At 71.1% G+C, this 17026-nt stretch carries 15 protein-coding genes; 11 read left to right on the top strand and 4 right to left on the bottom strand.

The window, feature by feature from the left end; genetic code table 11:
• Positions 1-59: 59 nt before the first annotated feature.
• The 5 genes from HCK04_RS24005 to HCK04_RS23985 all read left to right on the top strand — a co-directional run bounded on the left by HCK04_RS24005 (position 60) and on the right by HCK04_RS23985 (position 6277).
• The gene (locus HCK04_RS24005; protein WP_205830646.1) at positions 60-1661 is read left to right on the top strand and encodes a hypothetical protein; all 1602 of its coding nucleotides are present in this window, start codon (positions 60-62) and stop codon (positions 1659-1661) included.
• Complete coding sequence (locus HCK04_RS24000; protein WP_142649649.1) at positions 1658-2392, top strand: hypothetical protein; 735 nt, start codon at positions 1658-1660, stop codon at positions 2390-2392. Before HCK04_RS24005 ends, HCK04_RS24000 begins: the two co-directional genes overlap by 4 nt.
• On the top strand, positions 2379-4403 hold the full coding sequence (locus HCK04_RS23995; RefSeq protein ID WP_260617386.1) for an alpha-glucuronidase family glycosyl hydrolase: 2025 nt from the start codon (positions 2379-2381) through the stop codon (positions 4401-4403). Before HCK04_RS24000 ends, HCK04_RS23995 begins: the two co-directional genes overlap by 14 nt.
• A gap of 86 nt (positions 4404-4489) precedes the next feature.
• On the top strand, positions 4490-5692 hold the full coding sequence (locus HCK04_RS23990; protein ID WP_205830645.1) for an SGNH/GDSL hydrolase family protein: 1203 nt from the start codon (positions 4490-4492) through the stop codon (positions 5690-5692).
• 129 nt (positions 5693-5821) lie between these two features.
• The gene (locus HCK04_RS23985; RefSeq protein WP_142649646.1) at positions 5822-6277 is read left to right on the top strand and encodes a GNAT family N-acetyltransferase; all 456 of its coding nucleotides are present in this window, start codon (positions 5822-5824) and stop codon (positions 6275-6277) included.
• Positions 6278-6285: 8 nt separating this feature from the next.
• On the opposite strand, the gene HCK04_RS23980 is transcribed toward HCK04_RS23985, so the two are convergent.
• Positions 6286-6753 carry a MarR family transcriptional regulator gene (locus tag HCK04_RS23980; protein ID WP_260617385.1) on the bottom strand — a complete coding sequence of 156 codons (468 nt, stop codon included), beginning with the start codon at positions 6751-6753 and terminating at the stop codon, positions 6286-6288.
• A gap of 257 nt (positions 6754-7010) precedes the next feature.
• Between HCK04_RS23980 and HCK04_RS23975 the strand changes: the two genes are divergently transcribed.
• Positions 7011-8399, top strand: a complete 1389-nt coding sequence (locus tag HCK04_RS23975; RefSeq protein ID WP_142649645.1) for a PHB depolymerase family esterase — start codon at positions 7011-7013, stop codon at positions 8397-8399.
• A 138-nt stretch (positions 8400-8537) separates the two neighbouring features.
• Here HCK04_RS23975 and HCK04_RS23970 read toward each other — a convergent pair whose 3' ends face one another.
• Positions 8538-9371: a PaaX family transcriptional regulator C-terminal domain-containing protein gene (locus tag HCK04_RS23970; protein ID WP_205830644.1), complete on the bottom strand. Its 834-nt coding sequence runs from the start codon at positions 9369-9371 to the stop codon at positions 8538-8540.
• 278 nt (positions 9372-9649) lie between these two features.
• Between HCK04_RS23970 and HCK04_RS23965 the strand changes: the two genes are divergently transcribed.
• The 5 genes from HCK04_RS23965 to HCK04_RS23945 are packed head-to-tail and all read left to right on the top strand — an operon-like array spanning position 9650 to position 14875.
• Positions 9650-10996: an MFS transporter gene (locus HCK04_RS23965; RefSeq protein ID WP_142649644.1), complete on the top strand. Its 1347-nt coding sequence runs from the start codon at positions 9650-9652 to the stop codon at positions 10994-10996.
• Positions 10997-11012: 16 nt separating this feature from the next.
• The gene (locus HCK04_RS23960) at positions 11013-12560 is read left to right on the top strand and encodes a long-chain fatty acid--CoA ligase (RefSeq protein ID WP_142649643.1); all 1548 of its coding nucleotides are present in this window, start codon (positions 11013-11015) and stop codon (positions 12558-12560) included.
• A 3-nt stretch (positions 12561-12563) separates the two neighbouring features.
• On the top strand, positions 12564-13634 hold the full coding sequence (locus HCK04_RS44320) for an aromatic ring-hydroxylating dioxygenase subunit alpha (RefSeq protein WP_205830643.1): 1071 nt from the start codon (positions 12564-12566) through the stop codon (positions 13632-13634).
• Positions 13631-13852: a hypothetical protein gene (locus HCK04_RS23950; RefSeq protein ID WP_142649642.1), complete on the top strand. Its 222-nt coding sequence runs from the start codon at positions 13631-13633 to the stop codon at positions 13850-13852. The genes HCK04_RS44320 and HCK04_RS23950 overlap by 4 nt, the downstream gene beginning before the upstream one ends.
• A gap of 36 nt (positions 13853-13888) precedes the next feature.
• Positions 13889-14875 carry a PDR/VanB family oxidoreductase gene (locus HCK04_RS23945; RefSeq protein WP_142649641.1) on the top strand — a complete coding sequence of 329 codons (987 nt, stop codon included), beginning with the start codon at positions 13889-13891 and terminating at the stop codon, positions 14873-14875.
• A gap of 70 nt (positions 14876-14945) precedes the next feature.
• Here HCK04_RS23945 and HCK04_RS23940 read toward each other — a convergent pair whose 3' ends face one another.
• A complete protein-coding gene (locus tag HCK04_RS23940) occupies positions 14946-15467 on the bottom strand; it encodes a YbhB/YbcL family Raf kinase inhibitor-like protein (protein ID WP_168066219.1) in 522 nt (173 codons plus the stop codon).
• A 121-nt stretch (positions 15468-15588) separates the two neighbouring features.
• Positions 15589-16929, bottom strand: coding sequence for a M1 family metallopeptidase (locus HCK04_RS23935; RefSeq protein ID WP_142649639.1), 1341 nt, complete (start codon positions 16927-16929; stop codon positions 15589-15591).
• Positions 16930-17026 lie beyond the last annotated feature (97 nt).

Genomic DNA, 17026 nt, shown 5'->3' with positions numbered 1-17026 from the left:
TGCCGGCCGTGCCTGACCCACGGCCGGCACGTGTTTTCCGGAACGGCGAGCGAAGGACGATGATGCGCGACCCTGCCCCCGATGTCCCTGATGTCCACGAGATCCCGAGCAGGCTGCCGGACGCCTGGCGGTTCTGCGTCGGCACCGGACGCTTCGACCTGGCCCTGCGCCGGGACTACCAGGAATCTCTGGCGCTGGTGCAGCGGGAGATCGGCTTCCGGCACATCCGGGGGCACGGGTTGCTGAGCGACGGGGTGGGCGTCCATCGGCCGTACGAGCACGGCGGCCGGCGGCACGTGCGGCACGTGTTCACCTACGTCGACCAGGTGATCGACGCCTACCTCGGCCTCGGGATCGCGCCCTTCCTCGAACTGGGCTTCATGCCCTCCGGGCTCGCGTCCGGAGAGCAGACCGTGTTCTGGTGGCATGGCAACATCACCCCGCCCCGCGACTGGCACGAGTGGGCCGCGCTGGTGCGGGCCACGGTGACGCACCTCATCGACCGGTACGGGCTCGACCAGGTGCGCACCTGGCCGATCGAGGTGTGGAACGAGCCCAACCTCAAGGAGTTCTGGCTCGACGCCGACGAGGCGGCCTACCAGCGGCTCTACGAGGTGACCGTCAACACGATCAAGGACGTCGACGCCTCGCTCCAGGTGGGCGGGCCGGCCATCTCGCCCGGCTCCGACGACTGGCTGGTGCGCTTCGCCGACTTCGTCGTGGAACGGTCGCTGCCGATCGACTTCGTCAGCAGGCACGCCTACACTTCCGGCCCGGCGCGGCATGTGCCGTTCGGCGTGCACCAGACGCTGGGCCCGCCGTCGCGGCTGCTGGAGCAGTTCGCCCTGCCCCGGCAGCAGCTCAAGGGCGGCCCGCTGGCGGACCTGCCCGTGCACATCACCGAGTTCAACTCCTCCTACCGGCCCGACAACCCGATCCACGACACGGCCTTCAACGCCGCGTACCTCGCGCCGGTGCTGGCCACCGGGGGAGACCTGGCCGACTCCTTCTCCTACTGGACCTTCAGCGACGTGTTCGAGGAGGTGGGCGTGCCGGCGTCGCTGTTCCACGGCGGCTTCGGCCTGCTGACCCACCGCCAGATCAAGAAGCCGACCTATCACCTGTACGCCTTCATGGCCCGCATGGGCGAGGAGATCCTGGCCCGTGGCGAGGACCACCTGGTCACCCGCGACGACACCGGCCGGGTCACCGTGCTGGCCTGGGCGCCGGTGGACGTCACCGGAGGCCCGCCCGTCGACGGCCACCGCCTGCGGCTGTCGGTTCCGATCGGCTCCCCGTCCGGCTCCCCGTCCGGCTCCCCGGCGGGCTCCCCGGCGGGCTCCCCGGCGGGCTCGGCCTTCCTGCTGCGCTCGTCGGTGAGCGAGGAGAAGGGCAACGCCTGGCGGGCGTGGTGCGAGATGGGCCGCCCGGCCTCGCCCCGGCCCCGGCAGCTCGACGCGCTCAGGGAGGCGGCCGAGCCGGTCCGCACTTACCGCGGGCTGCCCATCGAGGACGGGCACGTCCACCTGGACGTCATCCTCGACCGCCACGAGGTCACCCTGCTGGAGATCACCCCGGTGATCGACGAGACCCCGCCCTGGGCGGCAGGGCAGGACCACCGCCGCCTGCTGGGCCTGGACGACCAGGGAGACCCCCGATGACCGAGACGACGATCCGGCGGTTCGGCCAGGGACCGCTCTCCCGTGCCTCCGCGCTGGTCTACACGCTGCTCACGGTCGAGTTCCTGATCGTGGCCACCACCCTGCCCGGCCTGGCCGGGCTCGTCCTGCTCGACCGCGACGCCGCCAACGTCCCGCTGGCCGCGGCGTGCGCGCTTCCGGCCGGTCCGGCGCTGTCCGCCGCGCTGTACGCGCTGCACCGGCGGAGGCTGGACCTGGCCGACCTCCACCCGGCGTCCGCGTTCTGGCGCGGCTACCGGATGAACATCGGCGGCGTGCTGAAGCTGTACGTTCCGTGGCTGGCGGGGCTGACCGTCCTCGGGACGACGTTCGCCAACTTCGGCGCGGCGGGCGTGCCGGGCTGGTGGGCGGTCCTGCTCGCCGTCGTGGCGCTCGCGACGGCCCTGTGGGGCGCGAACGCGCTCGTGATCACGTCGCTGTTCGCGTTCCGCGCGAGGGACGTCGCCCGCCTGGCCGTCTACTTCCTGTTCTCCACGCCCCGCGTCGCGCTCGGCAACGCCTGCCTCGCCGTCGTCGCGGCCGGGGTCACGCTGGTCGCCACCGAGGCCGCGCTGACGCTGCTCGGCTCGGTGTTCGCGGCGGCGCTGCTGCTGAACAGCAGGCCGCTGATCGCCGAGGTCACGGAGAAGTTCACCGTTCAAGGCGCGACCGCTCAGGGCGATTCCCCGGAGGGGCCACGTGACGACTCCTGATCGCGTCCATCCCGCCTGGCTGCCGCCGGAGGCGTTCCGGGCGATCGGCTCGCGCCGCACGCTCGTGCTCGGCGACGGGCTCCTCGCCGAGACCGTGCACGACGAGGTGGCCCAGGCGTCCGCCCGGTACGGCGGAAGCGTCCGCCGGGCCGGTGACGGGCCGTACGACCTCGTGCTCGCGCTCACGACCGCCGAGGCCCTGCCGGGCGTCGCGGGCGAGGTCCGCCCCGATTCCGCGATCGGCGACGAGGGCTATGTGCTCGCCCGCAGGGACGGCGTCACCGTGGTGCTCGCCGACGAGCCCGCCGGGCTGCTCTACGGCCTGTTCCACGTCGTACGGCTCGGGGAGCGGGCGTTCGCGGGGGAGCGGCCGGCCGAGCATCACCGGCCGGCGGTGCGGCGGCGCATGCTCGACCACTGGGACAACGTCGACGTGCATCCCGTGATGGGCCAGGTCGAACGCGGCTACGCGGGCGGGTCCGTCTTCTGGCGCGACGGCGCCCCGCGCGGCGACCTGGCGCGGGTGCGCGCCTACGCCCGGCTGCTGGCCGCGTGCGGCATCAACGCGATCTCCGTGAACAACGTGAACGTGCACGCCACCGAGGCCCACCTGCTGACGGACCGGCTCGGCGACGTCGCCGCGCTCGCGGACGTGTTCCGGCCGTACGGGATCAGGGTGCACCTGTCGGTGAGCTTCGCCTCGCCGGTCGTCGTCGGAGGGTTGCCGACCTCCGACCCGCTGGACGAGGACGTGCGCAAGTGGTGGGCGGACGTCACCGGCCGGGTCTACGACACGATCCCCGACTTCGGCGGATATGTCGTGAAAGCAGATTCGGAGGGGCAGCCCGGCCCGTTCGCGTACGGGCGCGACCACGCCGACGGCGCGAACCTGCTGGCCGAGGCGCTGGCGCCGTACGGCGGGGTCGTGCACTGGCGGGCCTTCGTGTACAACCACCGGCAGGACTGGCGCGACCGCTCCACCGACCGCGCCCGCGCCGCGTACGACCACTTCGCCCCGCTCGACGGGCGGTTCCGCGACAACGTGATCCTCCAGGTGAAGCACGGCCCGATCGACTTCCAGCCGCGCGAACCGGTGTCGCCGGTCATCGCGGCCATGCCCGCCACCCGCGTGGCGGTGGAGCTCCAGGTGACGCAGGAGTACACCGGTCAGCAGCGGCACGTCTGCTATCTCGCGCCGATGTGGCGCGAGGTGCTCGGCTTCCGCCCCTGGGGCGCCGACGGCTCCGACGTGGCCGATCTCGTCGGCGGCGGCGACCTGGTGGCGGTCTCCAACGTCGGCGACGACCCCTACTGGACCGGCCACCCGCTCGCCCAGGCCAACCTGTACGCCTTCGGACGCCTGGCCTGGGAGCCGCGCCTGGACCCGGTGGCGATCCTCGACGAGTGGATCGACCTCACCTTCGTCCCGGCGGCGACGGGGGACACCGAGCGGCTGCGGCGCACGCTGCACGAGATCATGGACGACTCCTGGCGCACCTACGAGCGCTACACCGCCCCGCTGGGCGTCGGGTTCATGGTCCGTCCCGGCCACCACTACGGGCCCGACGTGGACGGATACGAGTACACGCCGTGGGGCACCTACCACTTCGCCGACCGCGACGGCGTCGGCGTCGACCGCACCCGCGCCACCGGCACCGGCTTCACCGGCCAGTATCCGCCGCCCTGGTCGGAGGTCTACGAGTCGCTCGCCGACTGTCCCGACGAGCTGCTGCTGTTCTTCCACCACGTCCCGTACGGGCACGTGCTGCGCAGCGGGTCGACGGTCATCCAGCACATCTACGACACCCATTTCGCGGGCGCCGAGCAGGCGGCCGAGGCCGGACGGCGATGGGAGGAGGCCGTGGGGTTGTTCGACCCGGCCCTGCACGCCCGGGTGAAGGACCTCCTGGACGAGCAGGTCCGCTGCGCGGAGGAGTGGCGCGACCAGATCAACGCCTACTTCTTCCGCAAGTCGGGCGTCCCCGACGCGCGCGGGCGGCGCATCCCATGACGGCGCCTGCCGCGGACGGGCACTCTGTTCCGGGCGGACATCGGGCTGTTCCGGACGGACACTGTGCTGTTCCGGACGGACACTGGGTGCCCACCTGGACGGCGATGCCGCAGCTGACCGAGCCCGACAACATGCCGCCTCCGCCGTTCACCCGCAACGACTGTGTCCTCGCCGATGCCACGCTCCGGCAGACCGTACGGGTCTCGGTGGGCGGGCGGTGGATCCGCCTGCGGGTGTCGAACGCCTTCGGCGGCTCGGCGCTGCCTCTCACGAAGGTCACCGTGGCGCTGCCGGCCGGGGGACGGGCCGGGGTGAGCGCGGTCGAGCCGGGGACGGTGCGGCCGGTGACCTTCCGCGGGCGCGCGCCGGTGACGATCCCCGCAGGGGCGCAGGCGGTCTCCGACCCGCTGGAGATCGAGGTGGCACCCCGGTCGAACCTCGCCGTGACCGTCTATCTGGCCGAGGGCCAGCGCTCGGCGCACATCACGTCGCATCCGGGCTCGCGGACCACCTCCCACCTGCTGGTCGGCGACCACGCCGACGCCGCCGACCTGCCCGGCGCGACCCCGGTGGACCACTGGTACTTCCTCGGCGGCGTGGAGGTGTGGGCCGAGCCCTCGGTCGCCGCGGTGGCGGTGGTGGGCGACTCCCTGTCCGACGGCCGGGGCTCGACCACCAACGGCAACGACCGCTGGCCCGACCGGCTGCTCGACCGCCTGCTGACCCGGCACGGCATGGACGGCGTCGCGGTGCTCAACCAGGCGGCCGGCGGCAACCGGGTGCTCAACGACGGCCTCGGCCCCAACGCGCTGGCCCGGCTGGACCGTGACGTGCTCGCCCAGAGCGGCGTGGCGTGGCTGGTCCTGTTCGAGGGGGTCAACGACATCGGCACCGCCGAGGCGAGCCCGGCCGCGCAGAAGCAGGTGGCCGACGACCTCGTCTTCGCCTACGACCAGATCGTCACGCGGGCGCACGCACGGGGCATCCGCGTGTACGGCGCGACGCTGACGCCGTTCGGCGGCCACGACGGCTACGACGACGCGCAGGGCCGGCGTGAGCGGGCCCGGCGGGTGGTCAACGAGTGGATCCGCACCGGCCGCCGGTTCGACGCGGTGATCGACTTCGACCACGCCGTCCGCGACCCGGCCGATCCCCGCCGCCTGCTCGCGGCGTACGACGTGGGCGACCACCTGCACCTGAACCCGGCTGGATACCAGGCCCTCGCCGACTCCGTGCCCGCCGGCCTGTTCCGGTGGGAGCCGCCGCCACCCGGCTTCGGGTTCGCCTAATGGGAGCTACCGGGTCGGTCCGATCGGGCGGACCCGCCGTGCTGGTGCCCCGTGAAGTCACTAGAGTGGCGTCCGGCCGTGGTTTCCCGACCACCGGCGTCACCGACCGTCCCGGGACGAACGAGCGCGATGAGGATCATCGAGGACGACCTGTCAGGCCCGCAGATCGCCGAGTTCCTGTGGGAACACGTGCGGGAGATGCGGTCCATCACGCCGCCGGAGAGCAAGCACGCTCTCGATCTCGACGGCCTGCGCACGCCCGAGGTCACGTTCTGGTCGGTGATGGACGGCGACGTCGTCGTGGGCTGCGGCGCCATCAAGAGGCTCGACCCGGCGCACGCCGAGCTGAAGTCGATGCGCACGTCGGCGGCGCGCAAGCGCAGCGGGATCGCGTCCCTGCTGCTGGAGCACATCATCGGCGAGGCCCGGCGGATGGGCTTCACCCGGCTGAGCCTGGAGACCGGCTCGGCCGACTTCTTCCTGCCCGCACGACGGCTGTACGAGAAGTTCGGGTTCCGCTACTGCGAACCCTTCGCCGACTATCGGCCCGACCCGCTCAGCGTGTTCATGACCAGGCTGCTGTGACGACGTCGTCAGTACGCGTCGGGGCGCAGGGCCCGGGCGCACACGGTGAGGCCGTCTCGCAGGATCTCCCGCGTGGTGTCGTCGACCTTTTCGAGCATCACCGTTTCGATGGCGTCGAGTGAGCTGTCGCAGCTCCGCAGCACGGCCGTCCCCTCGGGAGTGAGGCGGGCGCACAGGGTGCGGCCGCCGTTCGGGTGCGGATCGCGGCGGATCAGGCCGCGCCGTTCCAGGTCGCGGATGACGAGGTTCATCGCCTGCGGCGTGACGAAGGCGATGCGGGCCAGCTCCGCCGACGACGCCCCATCGCGTGTGCGCAGCTCACTGAGCGCCATGTATTCGGTCGTGGTGACGCCGTGCCTGGCGAGCGTGTCGTCCAGGCGGGCGCGGATGCGGCGCTCCAGGCGGAACACCAGGTAGCTCAGGCGGGCCGCGGGGGCGGCGGGCCGAGCGGCGGGGCGGGTGCGGCGGGCGGTCACCGGACGACCATACCGCGCGATCTTCTAGATGTAAGTTTCGCGGCTGGGTATCAAGTTACTTGATAGCAAGTGCCTTGATATGCAGTGGAAACGCCTATTCGACCGCGAGGCGCTCGCGGACGTCCCTTGACCTCGGACCGACATTGCTTCTATACCGGCTGACGTCACGACTTCCGAGCGAACGGCGATTCCGGAACGTGCGCGGAATAGCGCATGGGAAAAGAGGGAACCGCCGCTGATCCGAGAAGGAGGAGCGGATGAAACGATTAATCGCGGCGGTCGCCGGCGCCGTCGCCGCGGTGCTGTGCGCCGCCGGGGCCCTGGTGTCGGTGGTGGTGTCCGCGCACCCTGCCGCCGCGGCCACGCTGACCGAGGTGACCGGCTTCGGCGCCAACCCCGGCAACCTGCGCATGCACCTGTACGTCCCGAACAACGTCCAGCAGAACCCGCCGATCGTGCTGGCCATGCACACATGCGGGGGCTCAGGGCCGGGCTTCTACTCGTCCACCGAGTTCGCCTCGCTGGCCGACCGCTATGGCTTCATCGTCATCTACCCGTCGGCCTCGAAGAAGATGAACTGCTTCGACAACTGGTCCGAGGCGTCCAAGGTGCGCGGCGGCCAGACCGACCCCGTGTCCCTCATGTCGATGATCACCTATGTCGAGCAGCAGTATCACGGCGACCCGAACCGGGTGTTCGCGACCGGCGCCTCCTCGGGCGCGATGATGACCAACGCGATGCTCGCCCTGTATCCCGAGGTGTTCAAGGCGGGCGCGGCGTTCATGGGCGTGCCGTTCACCTGCTTCCCCAACGAGGCGGCCTACAGCCCGGGCGGCAACTCCGCTCCGTGCGTGGGCAAGACCGCGCAGCAGTGGGGCGACGTGGTCCGCAACGCGAACCCGAGCTATCGGGGGCCGTGGCCGCGCATGCAGCTGTGGCACGGCACCAGCGACAACGTCGTGGCCTACGCCGAGCTGGACGAGGAGATCAAGCAGTGGACGAACGTCCACGGCCTGAGCCAGACGCCGACGACCACGGACACGCCGCAGTCCGGGTGGAGCCGCCGCCGCTACGCCGACTCCTCGGGGACCGTGCAGGTCGAGGCGTACACCATCCAGGGCGCGGGCCACAGCCTCCCCATGGGCGGCATGGCGGCCATCGCCATCCAGTTCTTCGGTCTCACCGGTAGCCCGAGCCCGAGCCCCAGCCCGAGCCCGAGCCCCAGCCCGTCCGCGAGTCCGTCCGCCAGTCCGTCCGCGAGCCCGAGCGCCAGTCCGTCTGCGAGCCCGTCCGCCAGTCCGTCCCCGAGCCCGTCGATTCCGCAGGGCGCCTCCTGCCGGATCACGTACCGGCCCAACTCCTGGAACGACGGCTTCACGGCGGACGTCACGATCACGAACACCGGCACCGCTCCCGTCAACGGCTGGACCGTCACCTGGACGTGGCCGGGCAACCAGCGGATCACCAACGCGTGGAACACCACCGTGACCCAGTCCGGCGCCCAGGTCACCGCGCGCAACGTCTCCTACAACCCCGCCATCCCCGCCGGAGGCAGCACGAACTTCGGCTTCCAGGGCACCTACAGCGGCACCAACACCGCACCGGCCGCCTTCGCCCTCAACGGCGCGGCCTGCACCATCGCCTGACCGGCCCCGGCCGCGCCGCGACGAGCCATCAGGGGGCGGCGCGGCCGGGCCTCAGACGGTCATAGGTCAGACCCGTCAGACGGTCATAGGTCAGATCCGTCAGACGGCCATAGGCCGGACACGTCAGACGGCCCGGTGTCAGACGGGCAGCGTGTCCAGGACGGTGGCGGCGATTCCGGCGGCGGGCGGCTCGTACCGCTGCGCGAGCGTCTGGAAGGTCCGCTCGGCCTGGATCGCCGGCCAGTCGCGGGGCAGGTGCTCGGCGGGCAGGTGCGGATCCTGGCGGACGAGATGCAGCCAGTCGGTGTGCAGCAGCAACTGCCGCGCCAGGTCGTCGGGCGCGCCGGGGAACGGCCGGGGGACGTCCCACTGGGCGAGGAACGCCCGGTAGCGCGCGGCGATCTGCTCGATGTCGAACGCCTTCCCGACGAGATCGGCCGCCTCGGTCGGCTTGAACGCCTTGGCGGTCAGCACGGTCACGTGGTCGCCCAGGTCGAGGGAGGCGAGCACGTCGGTGACGTCCTTGACGCCCGGCGCGATCCACAGCCCGCTCTGCAGCAGGCCGAAGCCGTCCCAGATGAGCCGCGACCGCAGGTCGTGCCGCGTGCTGCGGCGGCTGTCGGGGATCGAGAAGCCGACGACCGTCCACGTGCCGTCCCAGTCGCGGTTCACCGCGCCGGTCTCCCACACCCGTCTGCGCCCGTCCTCCAGGACCTCCACGGCATGCGGGGTCAGGCCGAAATACACCTTCCGTCCTTGCCGGTGCCGGGTCAGCAGGTTGCGCTTCACCATGCGCGCGAGCGTCGACCGTACGGCCTCCTCGGAGACGCCGAGGCGCGCGAAGACGTCGATGACGCTCCCCGAGTAGACGGCGATGTCGCGATGCAGCACGTAGATGCCGAGGAAGCTGAACATCAGGGACTGCGGGCGCAGGGATGGCGCCGCCTGGTCGTCTTCGCCGCCGAGGGTCACGAGCACAGGGTAGACCGAACCCGAACGTCATGCACATCTGTGACGACCGTCACATCACTGCCCGACATCTGAAGGTGTGCGACCCGGCGGCCACTCCGTCCGTGGGTGCGGCCGCCGGACGGGGTAGGCCGGAGAACGGGCGGCTCCGGGCGGGGTGCAGGTGCCCGGAACGGGCCGCCGTTACATATTGGGCAAACTATTGACGTCCGTTAGAAATATGCCTAACCTCCGGACGAGAAGGCGAGAGTCCAGCTCGCTCCCGGACGAGGAGCTCGGTCATGCCGAACCTGTCAGTCTCATCCCCCAACCCCGTTCAGCTTCGCCGCGCGGTGGCCTCCAGCTTCCTGGGCAGCGTCATCGAGTATTACGACTTCCTGCTCTACGCCACGGCCTCGGCGGTGGTCTTCAACAAGGTCTTCTTCTCCTCCCTCGACTCCCTCACCGCGACGGTCGCCAGTTTCGGCACCTTCGCGACCGGCTACCTGGCCAGGCCGCTCGGCGGCGTGATCTTCGGTCACTACGGCGACCGGCTGGGACGCAAGCGCATGCTCGTGCTGACCATGACCCTGATGGGCGTCGCGAGCTTCCTCATCGGCCTGCTGCCCACCTACGCGCAGATCGGCAGCCTCGCGCCGATCGCGCTCATCGTGCTCCGGGTCCTGCAGGGCGTCGCCGTCGGCGGCGAGTGGGGCGGCGCGGTGCTGATGTCCGCCGAGCACGCCACCGGCAGGCGCGGCCTGTGGGCGAGCTTCACCAACGCCGGAGCCCCCTTCGGCATGGTGCTGTCCACGGCGGTGCTCACCGGCACGGGCGCCGTCATGGACGAGCAGGCGTTCCTGAGCTGGGGCTGGCGGGTGCCGTTCCTGCTCAGCATCGCGCTGCTGGCGGTGGGCCTGTTCGTCCGGCTGCGGGTCGAGGAGACCCCGCTGTTCGAGGCCGTCAAGGAGCGGGCGTCCCGGCTGCCGCTGCTGGACGTGTTCCGCGACCACCCGAAGACCCTGCTGCTCGGGATCGGCGTCGGGCTGTCCGCCTTCGTGGCCCAGGGCACCCTCACCACTTATCTCATCGCGTACGGCGTGCGCGCCGGCTTCGCCCGGCAGGTGGTGCTGAACGCGCTCACGCTCTCGTCCGCGCTGGCCGTCCTGGGCATCGTCGGCTGGTCGGCGCTGTCCGACCGGGTCGGGCGCCGGCCGGTCGTGCTCGCGGGCGCGGTGCTCATGGCGGTGTTCGGCTTCGCGCTCTTCCCGATGGTCGACTCCGGCAACCAGGCTGTGCTCGCCATCGCGCTCGTGCTCGGCCAGTCGGTCGTCCACCCGTTGATGTACGGCCCGCTCGCGGCGTTGTACACCGAGCTGTTCGCCACCGGGAGCCGTTACACGGGAGCCTCGCTCGGCTACCAGATCGCCGGGCTCGGGGCGGGCCTCGCACCGCTGCTGTTCGCCCAGCTCGACGCCTCGACCGGAGGCGGCACGACGACGATCTCGGTGATCATCGCGGCCTGCTGCCTGCTCACCGTGGTCTGCGTCCTGGCGCTGCGCGAGACCAGCCGACACGACCTGGCCGCGGTCGCCGCCGGGCCCGCGTCCGGTCTCGCCGCCGACACGGCGAAACCATCCTCCGCCTGACCAAGGGGTGCCACATATGCGCAATGCCGGACTGGGTGGCTGGCCGGCCCGCCGGGCCCAGATGAGCCCGGACCGCACCGCGTTCGTCTACGCGGACCGGCCGTACAGCTACACGGAGGTCCACGAACGGACGACGAGACTCGCGTCGCGGTTACGCGACGCGGGGGTGCGGGCGGGTGACCGGGTCGCCTACCTCGGTCCGAACCACATCGCCTTCGCCGAGACGATGTTCGCCACCCACATGCTCGGCGGGATCTTCGTCCCGCTGAACTTCCGGCTGGCCGCGCCCGAGATCGCGTACATGCTGGAGCACTCGGGCTCGTCGGTCCTCGTCTACGGGCCCGAGTGCGCGGCACAGGTGGCGGCGGTGGTCCGCGATCTGCCCGGCTTGCCGAACCTGCGCACGGTGGTGGCGCTCGAGTCACCGGCGGAAAGGGAGCTGCACTACGAGACGTGGCTGTCGCAGGGCGACCCCACGCCGATCGACACCCCGGTGGCGCTCGACGACATCGCGCTCATCCTCTACACCTCCGGCACCACCGGACGGCCCAAGGGCGCCATGCTGAGCCACGCCAACCTGGTGTGGAACACCTACCACATCCTGATCGGCGTGGACGTGACGAGCACCGAGGTCACATTGATCAGCGCGCCGCTGTTCCATGTGGCGGCGCTGAACCAGACGTTGCTGCCGACCTTCCTCAAAGGTGGCATGTCGGTCATCATGCCGTCATGGGACGTCGACCGGTGTTACGACCTCATCGAGCGGCACCGGGTCACCTGGATGTTCGGGGTCACCGCGATGTTCGCCGCGCTCGTGCAGTCGCCGCGGTGGGCAGGTGCCGACCTGTCCTCGCTGCGCACGCTGATGTCCGGGGGCGCGTCCATCCCGGTCGCGCTGATCCGCGCCTACCAGGAACGCGGCCTGGTCTTCTGTCAGGGCTACGGGATGACCGAGACCTCGCCGGGCGCGACCTTCCTGGAGGCGGGCGAGAGCGTGCGCAAGGTGGGCTCGGCCGGGGTGCCGGTGTTCTTCGCCAACGTGCGCGTGGTCCGGCCCGACCTCACCCCGGTCGCGCCCGGGGAGCCGGGCGAGGTGCTCGTGCAGGGACCGAACGTGACGCCGGGCTACTGGCGGGATCCGGAGGCGACCGCCGCCGCGCTGACCGAGGGCGGCTGGTTCCACTCGGGCGACGTCGCCACCCTGGACGACGAGGGCCACCTCTACATCGTCGACCGGGTGAAGGACATGTACATCTCCGGCGGGGAGAACGTCTACCCCGCGGAGGTGGAGGGAGTGCTCTTCGAACATCCGGCCGTGGCGGAGGCCGCCGTCGTCGGAGTGCCCGACGACAAGTGGGGCGAAGTGGGCCGCGCCTTCGTCGTGCCGCGCCCCGGCACGAATGTCACTCCCGACGAAATTCGCGACTTTCTCCGCCCTCGGCTCGCGAAGTATAAGATCCCGATCTACGTCGATATCGTCGACACGTTGCCAAAGACCGGTTCCGGCAAGATTCGCAAACCTGACCTGCGCCGGCGGCCCCTCCCCGCCGACTCCGAGGAGTGACTCGTGATCGTCACCGAATTCGCGCGCAACCAGTGGTACGTGGCCGCCTACGGCCACGAGGTGGGCCGAAAGCAGCTCGGCCGCACCATTCTCAACGAGCCGATCCTGCTCTACCGCACCGAGGACGGGCGCGCGGTGGCCATGGCCGACCGCTGCGTGCACCGCCGCTTCCCCCTGTCCGAATCGCCCAGCCACCTGGTCGGCGACCGTGTCGTGTGCGGCTACCACGGCTTCACCTACGGGCCGGACGGCGTCTGCGTGGCCGTTCCCGCCCAGCAGCGCATCCCGCGCACCGCGCGGCTGCGCACCTATCCCGTGGTCGAGCAGGACTCGTTCGTCTGGGTGTGGATCGGCGACCGCGAGCCGGGCGACACGCTGCCCCCGCGCGCGCCCTGGCTGACCTCGCCCGACTACGCCACGGTGTGCGGCATGGAGCCGCTGAACGCGCGCTACGGCCTGCTCGTGGACAACCTCCTCGACCTGTCCCACGAGACGTACCTGCACGGCGGATACATCGGCACCCCCGAGGTGGCCGAGACCCCGATCACGACCGAGGTCGACGAGGACGCGGGCATCGTCTACGTCAGCCGCCACATGGACGACGCGGCCTGCCCGCCGTTCTACGCCGAGTCGACCGGCATCAAGGGCCGGATCACCCGCTGGCAGGACATCGAGTATCACCCGCCGTGCCTCTATCTGCTGCACAGCCGCGTCGCCCCGGTCGGGTCGCCCCCGCCCGCCGCCGACGGCACGGACGAGCACGCGTTCCACGTCGAGGTCGTGTACGCGATCACCCCGTCGACGGAGAACAGCACGTACGACTTCTGGGCCGTGGCGCGTGACTTCGCGCTCGACGACGAGAAGGTCTCCGACTTCCTGCGGGACAGCAACCGCACCGTCGTGCTGCAGGACGTGGCCGCGCTCAACACGCTGGAGGAGGTCATCGCCGCGGAGCCGGACCGCTACCAGGAGCTGTCGGTGAACATCGACACCGGTGGCCTGGCCGCCCGCCGCCTCCTCGCCCGGATGGCCGCCCAGGGCGACTCCGTGCCCTCGCAGGCCGCCGCTCGATGAGCGCGCGGGACTCCGGCGCGCCGGCCGGTCGCACCGTCTACCGCATCCGCTGGCTGCCGGGGACGGACCGGCTGCACGCCTCCTGCTTCTGCGGGGCGGAGCGCGAGTTCGAGGACCCGGTGGTCCTGTGGGACTGGCTGCTCGGCCACCCGGAGGGCCACCTGCCCCGCACCCCGGAAGCGCACGACTCCCCGGCACCGGCGGCCGCGCTCGTCTGAGACGCGGCATCCCCCAGAAAGGAAGCCTCGGCGACCATGCCCGTCACCGAAGCGGAGCTCGACGTGAAGGTGGCGGGCAAGGAGCCCGTCGCCGACGGCGTCGTCCTCCTGAGCCTCGTTCGTCCCGACGGCGGCCCGCTGCCCGCCTGGACGCCGGGCGCCCACCTCGACCTGCTGCTCGCCCCGGGACTGGTCAGGCAGTATTCGCTGTGCGGCGACCCCGGCGACTCCTCGGTCTTCCAAGTGGCGGTGCTCCGGGAGCGGGACGGGCGGGGCGGCTCCGCGTACGTGCACGATCGGCTGGCGGAGGGCGACACGGTCCGGATGCGTGGTCCCCGCAACCGTTTCGGTCTCGACGAGTCGCCACGCTACCTGTTCGTCGCCGGAGGCATCGGCATCACCCCGCTCCTCCCGATGATCGAGGAGGCGGCGCGGCGCGGGAGCGACTGGCGGCTTGTGTACGGCGGGCGCACCCGGGCGTCGATGGCGTTCGCCGACCGGCTCACGCGGGACCACCCGGGCCGGGTGGAGCTGTGCCCGCAGGACGAGACCGGCCTGCTCGACCTCGACGCGCTGCTCGGCGATCCGCGTACGGACACCCTCGTCTACTGCTGCGGACCCGAGCCGCTGCTGGCGGCTGCGCAGGAACGGTGCGCCTCCTGGCCCAAGGGAGCGCTGCGGTTCGAACGCTTCGTACCCTCCGCCCGGAACGACGCCGCCCGGAACGACGCCGCTACGGCGGAGGGTGCTGCGGAGGGCGCCTTCGAGGTGGAGCTGGCCCTGACCGGCACGACGCTGACCGTGCCGCCGGGCCGCTCGATCCTGGAGGTGGTCGAGGAGGCGGGGGTCGCGGTGCTGTCGTCCTGCCGCGAGGGCACCTGCGGCACCTGTGAGACGGCGGTGCTCGCCGGCGTCCCCGACCACCGCGACGACCTGCTCACCGAGGAGGAGCGCGAGGCCGGGGACATCATGTTCATCTGCGTGTCGCGGGCCCGCTCCGAGCGCCTCGTCCTCGAACTCTGACCGGAGGTCACCGCCGCTTCCCGCGACCGGTGCCGGATTGCCCGCCACCCCGGCGAGGCCGGGGCACCGGTCAGTTGCTCCAGGTGCCGACGGTCTCGCCCGAGCCGATCGCGGCCTCCTTGATCTGCTTGTGGATCGCCACAGCGTCGCCGCTGGGCGTGATCGGGCCGGGCAGCGCGTAAACGACGAAGTGATAGTGATGCACCCCGCTCGGCGGGCAGGGCCCGGCATAGCCGGCGGTGCCGCCGCTGCCCGGCAGGACCCTCCCCGGGGCCCGGCCCTCGGGCACGCTCGTCTGGGTGACGGGGATGCCGGTCACGATCCAGTGGACGTACGTCCCGCCGGGCGCGTCCGGGTCGTCCGCCACGATCGCCAGCTCGCGAGCGGCCTCGGGGACGCCGCTCCAGGCCAGCGGGGGCGAGACGTCCTCGCCTCCCTGCCCGGCGCACGCGTATTTCCCGGGGATCGCGGCGCCGTCGGCGAAGGCCGGGCTGCTCACCTTCAGCGCGCCCGAGGGCGGGACGCTCCCGGACGAGCACCCCGCGAGGACGACCGCCAAGAGGACTCCGCCGGACAGCCTGCCGATCTTCATTCGCCCAGGATAGGCGGCGGCATCGGCTTTCGGCATATGCATCGCTCAGCCGCCGGGGGAGGGGAGGTGTGGGTCTCCCACCCCCGCTCCCGGCCGGGCTGGGAGCAGGGCCCCGATGGGGTCAGCCGTCGATGCGGTGGGTCGTCCAGAACGACGACAGGTCGACGGAGGCGGCCGCCTGCGCGGCGGCCTTGAAGTCCGCGGTGGTCGAGACCCCGTGCCAGTGGGCGGCGGCGTAGTTCTTCAGCAGATTCTGCATCGCCGTCGTGCCGATCGTGCGCCGCAGGTCGTGCAGCGCGCACTTGCCGTAGGTGTAGACGACGGTGCCGTATCTGCTCGGATGGGCGTCCCAGTAGGCCATCGAGTTGCTGATCTTCTCGGCGGACGACTGCCAGGAGACCATGTTCCAGCAGTTGGTGCCCGAGACGCCGTTGTAGAGATCGGTGGCGTAGTCGGCGAACGACTCGTCCAGCCACGGGCTGGTGTATTCGTCGTCGCCGACGATGCCGTACCACCACTGGTGGGCCAGTTCGTGGGCCAGCGCGGTGGAGCTGATCACGTCGAGCACGAAGCCCGGATATTCCATGCCGCCGAACCAGAAGTTGTTGTCGAGCACGACGTCCACCTCGCCGTACGGGTAGGCGCCGAACCGGCCCGCGTGGGCGACGAGCGCGTTCTTCGCGGCGGTCATCATCGAGCTCGCGCTGCCGGAGCTGATCGAGCTCACCCGATAGACGTTCACGACGACGCCCGTCGTGGTGGTGCTCGTGGTCTTCACGAACGGCCCGGCCGCCCAGGCGAACTCGCGGACGTTCTTCGCCGTCGCCTTCGTGATCGTACGGCCGGAGGTCCCCGGCGTGTCGACCGAGGTGCCGGTCGCCGGCACCAGCAGCGACGACGGGTGGTCGAGCGTCACAGAATAGTCGCTGGTCAGCGCGTAGAAGGACTCGCCGTTGTTGCTGTAGGGATCGAGGTGCCAGCCGTTCGCGTCACGGACCGCCAGGACCGGCAGCGCGTTGCCGATGAAGTTGTAGGAGCCGTCGCGCCCGAAGCGGTCGGCGCCGCTCGGCACGACGATGGCGAGGTCGAACCCGATCGTGGCGCTCTGGCCGTGGGCGAGCGGAGCGGGCAGCGTGATCTTCATCGCCGTGCAGGAGACCGACAGCGGGGACGGCGTGCCCCCGGTCACGTTGGTGACGGTGATCGGCGTGGACGGGCACGCCCCGTGATAGTTGTCCCACAGGCGCAGGTAGACCTCGGGCAGGGGATCGGCCGACAGGTTGGTGAAGGTGACGCTCTCGTGTCCCGTCCACGTGCTGCCGGAGGCGTTGCTCGTCAAGGTGACCGTGTAGGAGGGCGATCCCGGCGTCCTGATCCCGTCCGCCGCGTGAGCGGCCGGCGGAACGCCTCCGACCAGGACAAGCACGGCCGTCGCCGCGGTGATCAGGAATCGCCGCACCATCAGGAGGGTCTCCTTTCGAGCGCCCGGCCCCCGATCTGCCGACGTAATGTAACTTTTTGTCAAATAGCAGTCAATGACTGCTTTTTAGCTGTTCTAA

This window comes from Microbispora sp. CL1-1 (genome assembly GCF_012034195.1).
Classification (GTDB): domain Bacteria; phylum Actinomycetota; class Actinomycetes; order Streptosporangiales; family Streptosporangiaceae; genus Microbispora.
Note: the sequence above shows the minus strand (reverse complement) of the source record. Positions and strands in the feature narration are given on the sequence as shown.

Excerpts from the sequence above, each read along its gene's own strand:
- HCK04_RS24005 (WP_205830646.1), top strand. The coding sequence starts at position 60 with ATGATGCGCGACCCTGCCCCCGATGTCCCTGATGTCCACGAGATCCCG.
- HCK04_RS24000 (WP_142649649.1), top strand. The coding sequence starts at position 1,658 with ATGACCGAGACGACGATCCGGCGGTTCGGCCAGGGACCGCTCTCCCGT.
- HCK04_RS23985 (WP_142649646.1), top strand. The coding sequence starts at position 5,822 with ATGAGGATCATCGAGGACGACCTGTCAGGCCCGCAGATCGCCGAGTTC.
- HCK04_RS23975 (WP_142649645.1), top strand. The coding sequence starts at position 7,011 with ATGAAACGATTAATCGCGGCGGTCGCCGGCGCCGTCGCCGCGGTGCTG.
- HCK04_RS23965 (WP_142649644.1), top strand. The coding sequence starts at position 9,650 with ATGCCGAACCTGTCAGTCTCATCCCCCAACCCCGTTCAGCTTCGCCGC.
- HCK04_RS23960 (WP_142649643.1), top strand. The coding sequence starts at position 11,013 with ATGCGCAATGCCGGACTGGGTGGCTGGCCGGCCCGCCGGGCCCAGATG.
- HCK04_RS23950 (WP_142649642.1), top strand. The coding sequence starts at position 13,631 with ATGAGCGCGCGGGACTCCGGCGCGCCGGCCGGTCGCACCGTCTACCGC.
- HCK04_RS23945 (WP_142649641.1), top strand. The coding sequence starts at position 13,889 with ATGCCCGTCACCGAAGCGGAGCTCGACGTGAAGGTGGCGGGCAAGGAG.
- HCK04_RS23940 (WP_168066219.1), bottom strand. The coding sequence starts at position 15,467 with ATGAAGATCGGCAGGCTGTCCGGCGGAGTCCTCTTGGCGGTCGTCCTC.
- HCK04_RS23935 (WP_142649639.1), bottom strand. The coding sequence starts at position 16,929 with ATGGTGCGGCGATTCCTGATCACCGCGGCGACGGCCGTGCTTGTCCTG.